The following is a 14,586-nucleotide window of genomic DNA, read 5'->3' on the forward strand; positions in this document are numbered from 1 at the left end:
CGTGTCGGACAACTCGTTGTCATGGAACGATATAGGCCGCCGGCGGGTGCCGGCGGCCTCTATCAATTGATTCCAGCGGTAGAACGAAGCGTTACAGCCGCGGCCTCGTCATGGCGTCACGGTGACCGTCACCGTTCCGGCCGTGGTCGCCGCGAGCAGGCTCGCGTGCGAGACCTGCACCGTGCTCGTGCCCGCGGTGAGATACCGGAACGCGACGCCGCCGAGGGCGACGGTGGCGGGGGAGACGGAAGCCCCGGCGGGGATCTGCACCGTGAGCGTGCCGGCGGTGAGGGCCGTCGTGGTGAGGGTGCCGACCGCAGGAGCGCTCGAGGTGAGCGTGACCGTGAGGGGCGCGACACCGAAGCGGACCGACTGCGTGGTGGTGAGCGTCGCGTTGGTCGCGTTGGGGATGCCGACGCGCACCGCGAAGGCGTCATCGGCACCGCCCGCGGCGCGCGAGGCGACGAGTCCGCTGATGTCGAGGCGCGGGGCGACGACGGTCGCGGTCTGGACGCCGGCGGTGTGTCCGACCGCCAGCGCGGTGAGGGTCGGCGCGCCGGTCGTGCCCTCGACGCCGGCGACCACATAGCTGAACGCGGTGACGCCGTCGGCGACGGCGATCACGATCGAGTCGCTCGCGAGTTCGGTCGCGTTGCGCGCGACTAGCACGCGGCTCGGGTCGTTGCTGCGGATCACGACGGTGGTGCCGCCGTGCTGGAGTCCGCTGAGCGAACCGGTCGCGGCGACCTGGAGTCCGGCGCCGACGGTCGGGATCGCGGCGAGCGTGACGGTCGGTGCGGTGACGGTGACCGTCTGCACGCCGTTGGTGCTCATGGTCGGCAGCGTCGGATGCGTGGCGCGCACGACCGTGGTGCCGGCGGACAGATACCGCATCGCCACGCCTCCGGTGGCGACCGACGTCGGGGAGACGGCGGACGCGCCGACGATCTCGACGGTGACGGTGTCGTCCACGAGCGCGGTGGTGACGAGGGTGCCGACTGCCGCATTGGCGCTGCTGAGCGTCACGACGAGCGGCGCCGCCCCCGCGCGCCGCGCCTGCGTCACGTTCAGTGCGGTGCTGTTGGGGAGCGGGATGCCGACCTGCACCTGGAAGACGTCGTCGGCCCCGAAGGCGGTGCGACTGGCGACGAGGCCATTGAGCTGGATCGCCGAGGGCACGACGGTGACGGTCGCGACATCCTGCGTGAAGCCGACGGCGCTCGCGGTGATGCTCGCGGTGCCGGTCACGCCATCCTCGGCGGCGACGATGTACGAGAAGCTCGCGGCGCCGTTGGCGAGCGGGATGACGATCGAGTCGGTCGCGGCGACCGTCGCCGACGCGGAGACGCGCACGAGCGCCGGATTGGAACTGCGGATGACGAGGTCGATCCCGCCGTGCTGCGCGGCGTTCAGGCTGCCGCTCGCCCCCACCTGGAGGCCGGCGCCGACGTTCGTGATGGCGTTGAGCGTGAGCGCCGGCGCAGTGACGGTCACGGTGGTGCCGAGCGCGCCGGCGACGTTGCGGAAGCCGGGCACCTCGACGTTGATGACCGTGGTGCCGGTGGTGAGCGGCTGGACGGCCACGCCGCCGAGCGCGACGGTGGTCGGCGTGGTGCGCTGGCCTGATGCGAAATCCACGGTGACGGTGTCACCCGTGCGCGCGGTGGACACGAGTTGCGCCACGGTCGAGGTCGCGCTCGTGACCGTCGCGGTGATCGGGGCACTCCCGAACCGGCGCGCGTCGGCGGACCAGATCTGCGTGCCGGCCGGGGAGACCGGCGTGCCGACGGTGACGGTGAACGGATCGTCCGCGGCGAGGGTGGTCATCGCGGTGAGGAGCCCGCTGTACTCGACGACGCCCTGCCAGACGCGCTGCTCGCCGCTGCCCGACGCGTAGCCGGGGCTCGTCGCGGAGAGGAGCACGGTGTCGGCGATGATGCCGTCGGCGCCCTGGACGACGAAGCTCGCGGTGGTGGCGCCCTGCGGGATGGTGACGACGAGCGTGTCGGTGCCGAGCGTGGTCGCGTTGGGCGCGAACTGCACGACGCCGAGCCGGTCGGCGGTGATGGTGACGGGCACGCCGCCGGCCGGCGCAGGCGCGGAGAGTCCGACCGTGCGGGAGCGCTGGAGCCCTGAGCCGATGTAATCGTTGGCGAGGGTGAGCGCGGTGGAGTTGACGGTGACGGTGGCGGTCGCGCCGGCGAGGGCGCGCATGCCGGCGCCGGGGATCGTCGCGCGCACCTGCGTGGTGCCGGCGGCGAGATAGCGGAAGGCGACGCCGCCCGCGGCGACCGACGTGGGCGTGTTCGAGACCCCGGGCACGATCGGCACCACGACCGAGTCGGCGAGCACGGGGCCGGTGCGCACGAGGGTGCCGGTGGCGGGCGTGCTGTTCACGATGCTGACGTCGAGCGGCGGGGCGCCGGCACGGCGGTCATCGGCCGACCAGATGGAGGTGCCGGCCGCGGAGTTCGGCGATCCGAGCGACACGAAGAACGCATCGTCGGCGGTGAGCGGCGTGCCGCTCGCGTTGAGTCCGGAGAACGCATAGACGGCCGCCCACACGCGCTGCATCGCGGTCGCGGTGGTGAAGCCCGGCGCGGTCGCGGTCAGCACCACGCTGTCCTGCGCGATGCCGTCGGCGGCCTGCACGTAGAAGCTCGCCGATGTCTGGCCTTCGGGGACGACGACGACGAGCGTGTCGACGCCGGCCGTGGTGGCGTTGGGCGCGAACTGCACCAGGCCCGTCCTGGCCGCGGTGATGGTGATCGGCGTGCCACCGGCCGGCGCGGGCGCCGACGGGGTCGAGATGGTCCGCGCGCGCTGCAGGCCGGAGCCGAGGTAGTCGGCGGCGAGCGTGAGCGCGGCCTGCGTGATCGTCACCGTGCCGCTGGCCGCGGTGAGCGCGCGCGAGCCCGGCACGAGCGTGCTGATGGTGGCCGTGCCCGTCGCGAGGGGACGCACCGCGACGCCGCCGGCGGCGACCGTCGTCGGCGTCGTGTTCACGCCTTCGGCGATGAGCGCGACGACCGAGTCGGCGGTACGCGCCGACGTGACGAGCGTCGCGATCCCCGGGGCGCCGTTGAGGAACGAGACGGCGATCGGTCCGCCACCCACGCGCACGTCATCCGCGTTCCAGATGCTCGTGCCGGCGGGCGTCAACGGCGTGCCGATGCTGACGTAGACCGCGTCGTCGATCGCCGCCGGATTGGTCGCGACGTCGAGCCCGGTGAGCTGGAAGACCGGTTGGAAGACCGTGACGTTGAAGACGTGCGTGACGAATCCGGGCGCCTCGAGGCGCACGGCGATCGTGTCCGCGACGCGGCCGGTGGGGATGGCGCTGATGACGAGCGGGATCGACGTCGCGCCCGGAAGGATGACGGTGTCGTACGAGCCCGTGCCCGCCGCGGAGACGCTCGGCGAGACGAGCACGATGCTGCTGTCGAGGCTCGTGACGCGGACGGTGACGCCGCCATGGTTGGCCGCCGTCAGCGACGCGCCGATGTTGCGCTGCAGGCCATGCCCGAGCGTGGAGGCGACGCGGGTGAAGGTCGGCGCGATCGCCATGTTCACCGTGATGCTGTCGGTGACGAAGCCGATCGGACCCGAGACGACGATCCGCGTGCTGCAGGGCAGGGCGGCCGTGCCGCCGTAGCTCAGCGCGACGTTCGTGCTCACGAGACCGGCGTCGATCGTGCCGGTGGCGGGGGCGACGGCGCAGGTCGCGTCGCGCGACGTGAAGTCGAGCGCGATGCCACCGGCCGGCGCGGCGACGGGCGTGCCGCCGCTCTCGAGCCGGACCGTCGCGACGCCGCCGAAGGTCGCGTTCGCGGCGGCCGTGGTCGCGGTGAACGCGAGCTCCGCCGCCACGCGGACGGTGCTCACGTCCTGCGCGTAGTTCGGGTTGCTGGCGGTGAATGTCACGGTCCCGAGCGCGAGCCCTTCGATGGTCGCGTTCACCGACGACGTGCCGGCCGCGATGATGACCGAGTCGACGGCGGGGCGCGCGATGGCCGGGTCGGAACTCACGACCTTCACGACCGCCCCTCCGGCCGGTGCCGGCGTGGAGATCTGCACCGGCAGCGTCGTCGTCTGCGCGAGCGGCACGGTGAGCGACGGCGGCAGTGAGATGAGGTTGAGCGAGACGGGCACGACGAGCGTGTCGGGCGCGTAGCCGGGCGCCGTGGCGACGACCGTCGCGTTGCCGATCGTGAGGCCGCTGAGCGCGATCGTGCGCAGCGTCTGGCCGGCGGTGAAGTCCACGCTGCCCGGCGGCGCGATGTCGAGCACCGCCGGCGCCTGATTCGCGAGCGTCACGGTGAGCCCGCCGACCGGCGCGGGCTGCAGGAGCTGCACGTTGAGCGTGCCGGCGCGTTCGAAGCCGACGACGTTGGAGCCGGCGACGGCGAGAACGATCGCCGGCGGCGGGAGGGTGCCGGTCGCGGTGAGCGTGAGCGCGGGGACCCCCGCGACGTTCGCGGTGATGCTGTTGGCGCCCGGCGTCGCGCCGAGCGTCCAGCTGCCGAGCGCGGCCTCGCCGTTGGCGTTGGTCGTCGCCGTCGTGCCGGTGAGCGCCCCGCCGCCGGACACGACCGCGAAGGTCACCGTCGCGCCGACGCTCGGCGCGGCGAGCGCGTCGGTGACGCGCACGACGATCGGGGACGCGAGCGCCTGTGAGACGAAGCCCGTCTGCGCATCACCGCTGACGACGGTGAGCGCGGCGGGGCCGGCGCTGCCGACGTCGAAGCTCGTGGTGGTGTCGCTCGCGAGTCCGGCCGCGCTCGCGACGAGCGTGTAGCCCGAGCCCACCGCGCCGATGCTCACGCCGGGGAAGGTCGCGACGCCGTTGACCGCCGCGACCCGGAGCGTGCCGGAGAGCGTGCCGGCGCCGGGGTTCTCGCCGAACGCGATGGTGACCGAATCGGTGAAGGCGGGGACGGGCACACCGACCGCGTCGCGCGCCTCGACGCGGAGTGCCGGCGCGAGGGTGACGCCCACCACCTGCGCCGCCGACGGCTGCTGCGTGATGACGAGTTGCGTGGCGACGAGCGGCGGCTCGCTCGCCGTCGCGGTGACGACGAGATCGGGGACGCCGGTGGCGCGCACGGTGACGCTCTGCGCGCCGACCGTGGCGCCGAGGGTCCAGGCGAAGCGAATGTCGCCCGCCGCGTCTGTGACGATGGTGTCGGTGGAGACCGCACCGCCGCCGGTGGTGACGGAGACGGTGAGAGGGACGCCGACGAGCGCGAGGCCGTCGGTGGCGAGGAGGCGGACGCGCACCGAGTCGGCGAGCGACGCCCCCGCGGTGGCCGACTGCGCCCCGCCGGCGATGGCGACGAGCGCGCCGGCGCGCGGCACGATGATCACGACGGCGGTGTCGGGTGCGCTGCCCGCCGCGAGCTCGGCGGTGATGCGCGCGATGCCGCGCGGCTCGCGCGCGAGCGCGGCGGCGGTGGCGATCGCCGGCACGACGACCCGGGACGTGTCCAACGAGCGATAGACGATGGGCGCGGTGACGACCGTGGCCTGCGCGTCGCGGGCGATGGCGACGAAGGCGAACGGGGCCCCCGCGAGCACGTTGATCGTGTCCGGCAAGAGTTGCACCGAGACGGCGGTCGCGCCGGGGCCGGTATACGTGAGCGGGACGGGCACCTCGGCCGGCGGTTCGCTGCTCGACCCCTGCGGCACGGCGAGCACGCTCACGGGACCGCCGCGGAAGACGGTGTCGCCCGCGGTGTTCAGGTACGCGAGGTTCAGCGCGAGCGGCTCCCCTTCGGTGCTGCTGCCCTGCAACGGGACGCGGAGGTCGAGCGCGACGCTGTCCACGCCGGCGGCGAACTGCACGAGGCGATCGATCGCGACGGCGCCGTTGCTGCGACGGAGCACGACCCGGATCCGGTCGAACGCGACGACCGATCCGGCGCCCTCGGCGACATGCGCGAGGGCGCCGGGGAACTGGCCGACGAAGCTGATGTTGCGCGCCAGCCGGACGCCGCCGGGGCCGGTGACCTCACGACCGCACGAGAGGACCGAGAGGACGAGACCGAGACCGACGAGCGCGAAGCGGCGCAGACCGACGGCCGTCGCACGGGGCGTGAAGGATCGCATCCTATGAAACTGCCCCTTGAGACGGCCGCCGGATAGGTCGTGCGTCACACTGGCGGACGCCCCGGGATCGCACAGGCGTCGAGCCACGCCCGCTCCGCCTCGTCGAACACCCGCGACCTGGTCAGGAATCGGACTCCCAGCGGCGCCTCGAGCGAGAAGCCGCCGCCGCGCCCCGGGACCACGTCGATGAGCAGCTGCGTGTGCTTCCAGACCTCGAACTGCGCCCCGCCGATGTAGACCGGCGTGCCGTCCACGTCGCCGAGGTGGACGTCGCGCTGGCCCACCTTGAACTCGCGCTGCGGATAGCACATCGGCGCGCTGCCGTCGCAGCAGCCGCCGGACTGATGGAAGAGCACCGGGCCGTGCTCCGCCACCAGCTGGCGGAGCACGGCCGTCGCTTCCGGGGTGATGCCGACCCGGGAGATGTCGGGCACGGTCAGAAGAACCCGAGCTTCTTCGGCGAGTAGCTGACGAGGAGGTTCTTGGTCTGCTGGTAGTGCGAGAGCATCATCTTGTGGTTCTCGCGGCCGATGCCCGACTGCTTGTAGCCGCCGAAGGCCGCGTGGGCCGGGTAGGCATGGTAGCAGTTGGTCCAGACGCGACCGGCCTTGATGGCGCGGCCCATGCGATACGCGGTGTTGATGTCGCGCGTCCAGACGCCGGCGCCGAGGCCGTAGAGCGAGTCGTTGGCGATCTCGAGCGCGTCGGCCTGCGTCTTGAACTTCGTCACCGAGACGACGGGGCCGAAGATCTCCTCCTGGAAGATCCGCATCTTGTTGTGGCCCTCGAAGATGGTCGGCTGGATGTAGTAGCCGTCCTTGAGCTCGCCCTGGTGGACGCGGCGCGCGCCGCCGGTGAGGACCTTCGCGCCCTCCTTCTTCCCGATGTCGATGTAGCTGAGGATCTTCTCGAGCTGGTCGTTCGACGCCTGGGCGCCGATCATCGTGCCCGCGTCGAGCGGGTTGCCCTCGACGATCGCCTTGGTGCGCGCGACGGCCCGCTCCATGAAGCGGTCGTAGATCGACTCCTGCACGAGCACGCGCGAGGGGCAGGTGCAGACCTCGCCCTGGTTGAGGGCGAACATCGCGAAGCCCTCGAGCGCCTTGTCGAAGAAGTCGTCGTCGGCCTCCATGACGTCGGCGAAGAAGATGTTGGGGCTCTTGCCGCCGAGCTCGAGCGTGACCGGGATGAGGTTCTCGCTCGCGTACTGCATGATGAGGCGGCCGGTCGTGGTCTCGCCGGTGAAGGCGATCTTGGCGATGCGCGGGCTCGACGCGAGCGGCTTGCCGGCCTCCACGCCGAAGCCCTGCACGACGTTCACCACGCCGCTCGGCAGGATGTCGGCGATGAGCTCCATGAGCGCCATGATGCTCACCGGCGTCTGCTCGGCCGGCTTGAGCACCACGCAGTTCCCGGCCGCGAGGGCGGGGGCGAGCTTCCAGACCGCCATGAGCAGCGGGAAGTTCCAGGGGATGATCTGGCCGACGACGCCGAGGGGCTCGTGGAAGTGATAGGCGACGGTGTCGTTGTCGAGTTCGCCCGCGGTCCCTTCCTGGGCGCGCAGCACGCCGGCGAAGTAGCGGAAGTGGTCGATCGCGAGCGGCAGGTCGGCGTGCGTCGTCTCGCGGATGGGCTTGCCGTTGTCGATCGTCTCGATGAACGCGAGCGACGAGAGGTTGGCCTCCATGCGGTCGGCGATGCGGTTGAGCATGATCGAGCGCGTGGTCGCCGAGGTGACGTTCCAGGAGACCGCGGCGGCATGCGCCGCGTCGAGCGCGCGGTCCACGTCCTCGTGCGTGGAGCGGGCCACTTCGCAGAGCGGCTGGCCGGTGATGGGCGAGATGTTCGTGAAGTACTGTCCGCGGACCGGGGCGCGGTACTCGCCGCCGATCCAGTTCTCGTACCGGGCGCGGATGGGGATGGTCGAGGCGAAGGACGAGGCGCTGGCCGGGAGCGTGGCCGTGCCGCTCGGTGCAGTGATGGTGCCCATCTCGGAACTCTCGCTTGAAGGGGGTGAGGTGCCGCGGAACGTGGCGTGAGGGTAGGACCGGCCCGGCAAGGGGGTCAATCGGCCTGCGACATTTGTCCCGCGGACCTTCTGTCGCGCCCCAACGGCCCCAGCTTGCGAGGCGTAGCGGGGGAGCGGACATTCCCGCGGCGGCCCCGGACGCCCGGCACAGGAGCGGAAGCGATGCAGCAGACGGACGCGATCCCGTACGAGTCGGCGGCACAGCGCGAGCAGGCGGCGCAGTGGAGTGCGCTGGTGGGCACGCGGCGCACCGCGAGCACGTTGCTGGCCGCGCGCGGTGTCCGTGACGTGGTACGGACGAGCTGGCAGCGGAGCCTGGCGGCGCGCATCCGTCCCGACCTCGACGCGGCCCCGGTCGTGCTCGACGAGAGCGCGGTGCAGGACGCGACGGTCCACACCGACTGGTACGGCGTGGCGTCGGAGGCGATCGCGCGGCACCGCACCATGCGCGCGGGAGACGGGCACATCCTCACGCTCTTCGACCAGGACGCGCGCATGCTCGCCGCCGAAGGCGACGCCGCGGCGCTCGAAGGACTGGCCGAGATCAACTTCCGTCCCGGCGGCGACTGGAGCGAGCGCGCGGTGGGGACCAACGGGCCCGGCACCGCGCTCGCGACCGGTGCCGCGACGCACATCGTGGGCGCGGAGCACTTCGTCGAGCGCTGGCACCGGTGGCACTGCGCGGCGGTGCCCATCAAGGACCCGGCGACCGGGCGCATCACCGGGGTGCTCGACCTGAGCGGCTTCCGCGAGTCGGCGCATCCGCACACGCTCAACCTCGCCATCGCGCTCGGCGTCGCGATCGAGCAGACGCTCACGGCGCGCGAGTACGAGCGGCGGTTCGCGATCCTGCAGTCGTTCCAGCAGCTCTCGTCGCGCTACGCGGGCGACGGCGTGATCGCGGTGGATCGCGGCGGGCATGTGCTCGCCTTCACGCCGAGCGTGGCGCCGCCGGTGGTGGATGCGCTGGCGGTGCTCGTGCGGCATGCGAACGGCTGCCTCTCGAAGGAGAACGCCGTCCCCGTCGCGATCGGCGACCGGAAGGCCGCCACCTGGTATCCGGTGCTGCAGGGGCAGCTGGTGGTCGGGGGGTGCTTCGTGCTCGACGGGGCGGCGTTGCCGTCGGGGAGCGAAGGGATCCCGTTCAAGCCCGGCGAGGTGCGTGTCTACGCGCGGCGCTTCTTCGAGGCCGGCGCGCGCGACCTTGGCCGGCTCAGCCCGATGGTCGCGCCCGCCGTGTACGACGCGATGCAGGCGTACCACTGGCCGGGGAACGTCCGCGAGTTGAAGAACGTCATCCGCCGGATGCTGCAGCTCACCACCGGCGAGATCCGCGTGGAGCACCTTCCGCACGCGATCCGCGAAGCGTACGCGGGGACGGTGGACGTGCACACGTCGGCGATCGACGCCGAGGATGCGCGGTTGATCGAGGTGGTGCAGCGCGCCGCGACGATGGCCGAAGCGGCATCGGAGCTCGGGATCACGCGCAGCACGCTCTACCGGCGCATGGAGCGGTTCGGGCTCAAGCCGGGCCGGGTCGTCCGCCGCGACTGATGCGCGCTCACCATCGGGCTGCTCTCTGCGCGGCGTTCCTCGCCGGTCCCCTCGGCGCTCAGTCGACCGCGCCGCGCGCCGACACGCTGCGCCTCCGCCTGCGGTGGGAGATCGCCGAGGGCGGTGCCGCGGTCGCCGAGTCCCTCGGGGTGCTCTCGGGCATCGCGGTCGATCGCGCGGGGACGGTGTACGTCTCCGATCGCGGCGCCACGAAGGTCTGGGTGTTCGATTCGCTCGGACGATCCCTGCGCGGGATCGGACGGAAGGGGGAGGGGCCGGGCGAGTTCACGAGCCCCACGGGTCTCGTCGTCGGGCCCGATGGACGGCTCTGGGTGCGCGACGTGACGCGCATCAGCCGGTTCGCGGCGGATCCCGCGACGGGACGGCTCACGCGGTACGAGGCGAGCGCGCCGGGGCCGACGATGGGCGACTGGATGTCGGATCGCGCCTCGCGCTTCACCGCCGATGGCGCGCTGATCCATCCGGAGTTCAACGTGGTGATGCGCGACCCGGCGCAGGCGCGCACCGGTCGCTTCCTCGTGCTCGGCGCCGACGGTGCGGTGCGCGATTCGCTCGTGGTGCCGAGCTTCCCCGGCGCACCGGCGATGTACGCGCGCGTGTCGATCGACGCGAACTCGGGGCGCATGTTGCGCGGCTTGAACCATGTGCCGTTCGCACCGCTGCCGGTCTACGACGTCACGCCGCGGCGCACGCTGCTGCTCGGGGATGGCGCGGCGTATCGCATCCGCGAGGTGGACCGGGCGGGGAAGGTCGTGCGCGAGTTCACGCGCGCGGTGGCGCCGGTGCGGATCCCCGCCGCCGAGCGACGCGACAGCCTGGCGGCGCTCAAGGCGCGGGTGGACTCGGTCGCCGGGATGCGCACCCGCGTGCAGGGGGCGCCGCCCGAGGTGTGGGCGCTCAAGCTGCCGGAGGTCTATCCGCCGTACATGGCCGTGTATGCGGGCGTCGATGGACGCATCTGGGTGCGGCGCTGGGTGCCGGGCGGCGAGGCGCGCAGCGTGTTCGACGTCTTCGAGGCCGATGGGCGGTTCCGCGCGGTGGTCGAGGTGCCGCGCGAGATCGCGGTGCTGCCGACGCCGTACCTCTCGCTCGACGGCATCGCGGCGATCGGCATCGATCGCGAGACCGGCGCGCACACCATCCTTCGCTTCGGAGCGGCGCGATGAGGCGCCTCGCATGCACGCTCGTCACCGCGGCGGGACTCGCGGTCGCCGCCTGCGGTGGTGGGGACGACGGGCCCGCATCGCCGGGCCCGGTGGGCGCCGACAGCGCGATCCTCCTCGAGGACTTCTCGGCGCGGACATTCCTCCCCGCGGACAACTGGTGGAACGTGAGCGTCGCGTCGGCGCCGGTCGATCCGGATTCGGACACGCTCATCCACTTCATCTCCGCGCGCACGCTCGCGAATCCGGGCGCGAACCGGCAGATGCATCCCGACTTCGGGCCGCCGCCGTATGGCATCCCGTACATCGGCGTGAGCGATGCGGAGCCGTTGTCGCCGGTGACCTACGTGCTCTATGGCGCGCAGAGCGACGCCGGGGCGCCCGGCGCAGCGGCCGGCTTCCCGATCCCGCGCGCCGCGCGCACGCGCGCGAACTTCATCGAAGGCGGCGTCGCCGGTGGCGGGACGAGCGGCGACCGGCACCTGATCCTCGTCGACCGCGACCGCAACCTGCTGTTCGAGACCTGGGCGACCCGGTGGAACGGTCGATGGGAGGCCGGGTCGGGGGCGGTGTTCGATCTCGGCAGCAACGCGCGCCGCCCCGACGGGTGGACCTCGGCCGATGCGGCGGGACTCGCGATCTTCCCCGGCCTCGTGCGCTACGACGAGTTCGCGCGGAACGCGCCCATCACGCACGCCTTCCGCGTGACGGTGCGCGCGACCAACGGCTACGTCTGGCCGGCGTCGCACGAGGCCGGGTCGACCACGGGCGCCCTCCCGATGGGTGCACGGCTCCGCCTGAAGGCCTCGGTGGACATCAGCGGCTACCCGGCCGGCGTGCAGCGGATCTTCCAGGCGATGAAGACGTACGGGCTCATCGTCGCGGACAACGGCAGCGACCTGTACGTCTCGGGCACGATGGACCCGCGCTGGGACAATGACGTGCTGAACCCGGCGTTCCACGCGCTCCGCGCGAACGACTTCGAGGTGATCCTGCGCGGATGGGGCGCGCCGCCCTGAGGGCGACCGTCACATCGTGAGAGCGGCATTGCCCGGTGCGCGTCCCGGGGGGCAGGATGTCCCGCATGACCTCCCGCCACGGATCCCCGCATCGCTACCGACGACGGCTCGCGCTGCTGCTCGGTGCGGTCGCGCTCGCGGTGGCCCCATCGCGCGCCGTGGCGCAGGCGGCGCCGCAGGCCGCGCCCGCCAATGCCGGCCTCTGGTACGAGGTGACGCTCGGCGGCGCGGGCTCGCGGCTCGCCTGTTCGATCTGCTCGGCGCACCGTGATCTCGGCGCGGTGATCACCGGGGCGCTCGGTGCGTACGCGTCGCCCACGTTGCGCGTGGGACTCGAACTGTCGCGGTGGACGTACCGCGATGTCGGGGTGCGCGAGATGACGAGTGGCATCGGCCTCGTCGCGCACATGAAGCCCTCGGCGCGCAGCCGGCTGTACCTGCTCGGCGGCGCCGGGTGGACCAGCTATCGCGCGAGCGACTACACGTTCGGCGCGCCGCGGGCCTCGGTCGGCATCGGGTACGACGTGCCGCTCGCCGGCGCGTGGGTGGCCGGCAACGTGCTGACGATGGACCTCGCGGCGTTCGGCAAGCTGCGCAACGAGAGCGTGACGGTGGTGGACAACGTGGGCTTGAGCGCGATCAGGATGGCGGTGCAGCTGCGGCGGAGATAGGCGGAAGGAGGAAGGTCGAAGGAGATCCAATCACGGAGCGTGTCAGGCCCTGCGAAGGGTCACCGGCTCCCGAATCGGCCACGCGTGCGTGGCGGAGGAGGAAGTCGCATGTCCCGTGGTCCCCATCCGGTCCCTCGCGCGCTGATGCTCGCGCTCGCCGCGCTCGCCGCCTGCGATTCGACGGATCTCGCGTCGCCGCGCTTCGACCAGGTCGCCGAGATCGGATTCGGTCAGGCGTACTCGGTCTGGAGCCCGTCCGGCACGGACACGTGCACCCGTGAGCAGCACGATGCCTTCAGCGTCGTCGGGCCCGACGGGCTGCGCTATCCGACCTGGCATCCGGCGGTCGATCCGGCGACCGGTTGCCACTTCGGGCACGAGCATGGGCGCGACCCGCGCGGCTCGGACCTCTATCGCGAGATCGGCGACGTGCCGTTCGGCTACGCCAACCAGCATCTCGTCGAGAGCGGGTTCGGCGCCGCGCGCGTGGAGGATCACGTCGGGCACAAGATCGAGTGGGAGAACGACATGACGATGGAGGTCGGCAACACCGGGACCTCCACCTTCACCGTCACCTGCGACGTGCTCACCAAGCTCCATCAGGGGACGCACTCGCCGGACGCGTTCACCAACAACCTGCACGAGGTCGCGTACCACATCCGCTGCACCGACGGCACCGCGTTCAGCGCGACGCTGCTCACGCCGATCGGCACGCCGGGGCAGCTGATCCCCAACTGCGACCGCGAGCGTCCCATCACCGCCGGCCTGCCGACGCCGCCCAACTCGCCCGATGGCGGCGGCATCCGTCGCCTCCCGGACGGCCTGTGCGTCGCCGAGCGGATCGCCGAGAGCCCGAACAACCCGCACTTCGACGGGATCCTCCATGAGAACTGGGAGGTGAGCGCCTCGCTCCGTCGCGCCGACGGCCACTGGCTCGTCGCGTTCGGCCCCTACTACCAGGTGATGGATCCGAGCCGGTACTACGATGCGGCCTCGACCGACCGGTCGATGTCGCGGCCGATCGATCTCTGCTACCAGCCGGCGATCCGCGGGCGCGGTCGCTGCGCGGGGCTCGCCGACTCGGTCGCCTGGAACGATCCGCGCTCGCCGTTCAAGGGCGTGCGGCGCGTGGTGGACATCAACGGCAACCACATCGACAACGCCGGGGGCCCGACGGTCTGGTTCACCGACCCGCTCGGGCGGCGCGGCAGTCCCGATCCGTTCCCGGGGTCGATCCGCCAGTGGGTCGCGCGGCACACCAATCAGGGCCTCGACCTGCACGGGGCGGTGATGGGTCGCGACCGCAGCTACGATGCGCCCGGCGTGCGGGCGCCCAACTGATGCGCGCGTCCAGACTGGAGTTCGCGGTCGCGACGATCATCGTGATGCTGATCGCGCTGGCGGTGCTCGCGGCGCTCTCGCCGCGATCGGCCTTCGCGCAGGTCGCGCCGGATGGCCCGCGGCTCGTCTCGCCGCACGGTTCGGGGGGGATGGGCGTGCATTGGGTGCAGCACGCGGCCTATCCGGGCGACGCCGGGGCGATGCTCGTGACGTGGGCGATGCCCGCGCTGCCCACGGGGTTCCGGTTGCGTGCCGGCGGAGGGCAGGGCGCCGGTGGCCGCAGCGCCGTCCTCGGCGGGATCGACTTCCAGTCACCGCTCCGGCGGCGCACCGCGCCATGGGCGATCGAGCTCGACTGGCAGGCCGGGCTGGCGCTCAGCGCCGGCGATTACTCGCTCCTCACGCTGCCGGTTGGACTCGCCGGCAGTTCCTCGTGGCAATCGGGCTCGGTGTGGGCGGCGCCGTACGTGGTCGTCGGCGCGTCCGCGGACCTGCGACTCGGGGACCGCGCGCCGGCGAAGGAGTTCATCGTCGATCCGACGCTCGAGGCGGGACTCGACCTCGCGTTCGACGTCGAGCGGCGCGTGGTGCTCCGCGCCGCGACGGTGTTCGGGGAACGACAGGCGGTGTCGTTCGGTGTGGGACTCGGGCTGGGACGGCTCAGGCGTTGAGCCGTCCCG

9 protein-coding genes are annotated in these 14,586 nt (G+C 72.3%); 6 read left to right on the plus strand and 3 right to left on the minus strand.

Features of this window, described 5'->3' with window-relative positions; genetic code table 11:
• Positions 1 to 108: 108 nt before the first annotated feature.
• From IPJ78_08990 to IPJ78_09000, 3 genes are read right to left on the minus strand one after another with little or no spacing between them, the layout of a single operon-like run.
• Positions 109 to 6,108, minus strand: a complete 6,000-nt coding sequence (locus IPJ78_08990) for a hypothetical protein (protein ID MBK7906689.1) — start codon at positions 6,106 to 6,108, stop codon at positions 109 to 111.
• Between the two features lie 44 nt (positions 6,109 to 6,152).
• Positions 6,153 to 6,533, minus strand: a complete 381-nt coding sequence (locus tag IPJ78_08995; protein MBK7906690.1) for a DUF779 domain-containing protein — start codon at positions 6,531 to 6,533, stop codon at positions 6,153 to 6,155.
• 11 nt (positions 6,534 to 6,544) lie between these two features.
• The gene (locus IPJ78_09000) at positions 6,545 to 8,098 is read right to left on the minus strand and encodes an aldehyde dehydrogenase (protein ID MBK7906691.1); all 1,554 of its coding nucleotides are present in this window, start codon (positions 8,096 to 8,098) and stop codon (positions 6,545 to 6,547) included.
• A gap of 201 nt (positions 8,099 to 8,299) precedes the next feature.
• Between IPJ78_09000 and IPJ78_09005 the strand changes: the two genes are divergently transcribed.
• The 6 genes from IPJ78_09005 to IPJ78_09030 all read left to right on the plus strand — a co-directional run bounded on the left by IPJ78_09005 (position 8,300) and on the right by IPJ78_09030 (position 14,577).
• On the plus strand, positions 8,300 to 9,691 hold the full coding sequence (locus tag IPJ78_09005) for a GAF domain-containing protein (protein MBK7906692.1): 1,392 nt from the start codon (positions 8,300 to 8,302) through the stop codon (positions 9,689 to 9,691).
• Complete coding sequence (locus IPJ78_09010) at positions 9,691 to 10,878, plus strand: hypothetical protein (protein ID MBK7906693.1); 1,188 nt, start codon at positions 9,691 to 9,693, stop codon at positions 10,876 to 10,878. The genes IPJ78_09005 and IPJ78_09010 overlap by 1 nt, the downstream gene beginning before the upstream one ends.
• A complete protein-coding gene (locus IPJ78_09015; protein MBK7906694.1) occupies positions 10,875 to 11,894 on the plus strand; it encodes a hypothetical protein in 1,020 nt (339 codons plus the stop codon). The genes IPJ78_09010 and IPJ78_09015 overlap by 4 nt, the downstream gene beginning before the upstream one ends.
• Before the next feature lie 65 nt (positions 11,895 to 11,959).
• Positions 11,960 to 12,565, plus strand: a complete 606-nt coding sequence (locus IPJ78_09020; GenBank protein MBK7906695.1) for a hypothetical protein — start codon at positions 11,960 to 11,962, stop codon at positions 12,563 to 12,565.
• 108 nt (positions 12,566 to 12,673) lie between these two features.
• A complete protein-coding gene (locus IPJ78_09025; protein MBK7906696.1) occupies positions 12,674 to 13,906 on the plus strand; it encodes a hypothetical protein in 1,233 nt (410 codons plus the stop codon).
• Positions 13,906 to 14,577, plus strand: a complete 672-nt coding sequence (locus tag IPJ78_09030; protein ID MBK7906697.1) for a hypothetical protein — start codon at positions 13,906 to 13,908, stop codon at positions 14,575 to 14,577. The genes IPJ78_09025 and IPJ78_09030 overlap by 1 nt, the downstream gene beginning before the upstream one ends.
• Positions 14,578 to 14,586 lie beyond the last annotated feature (9 nt).

Source organism: Gemmatimonadota bacterium, assembly GCA_016714015.1.
Classification (GTDB): domain Bacteria; phylum Gemmatimonadota; class Gemmatimonadetes; order Gemmatimonadales; family Gemmatimonadaceae; genus Pseudogemmatithrix.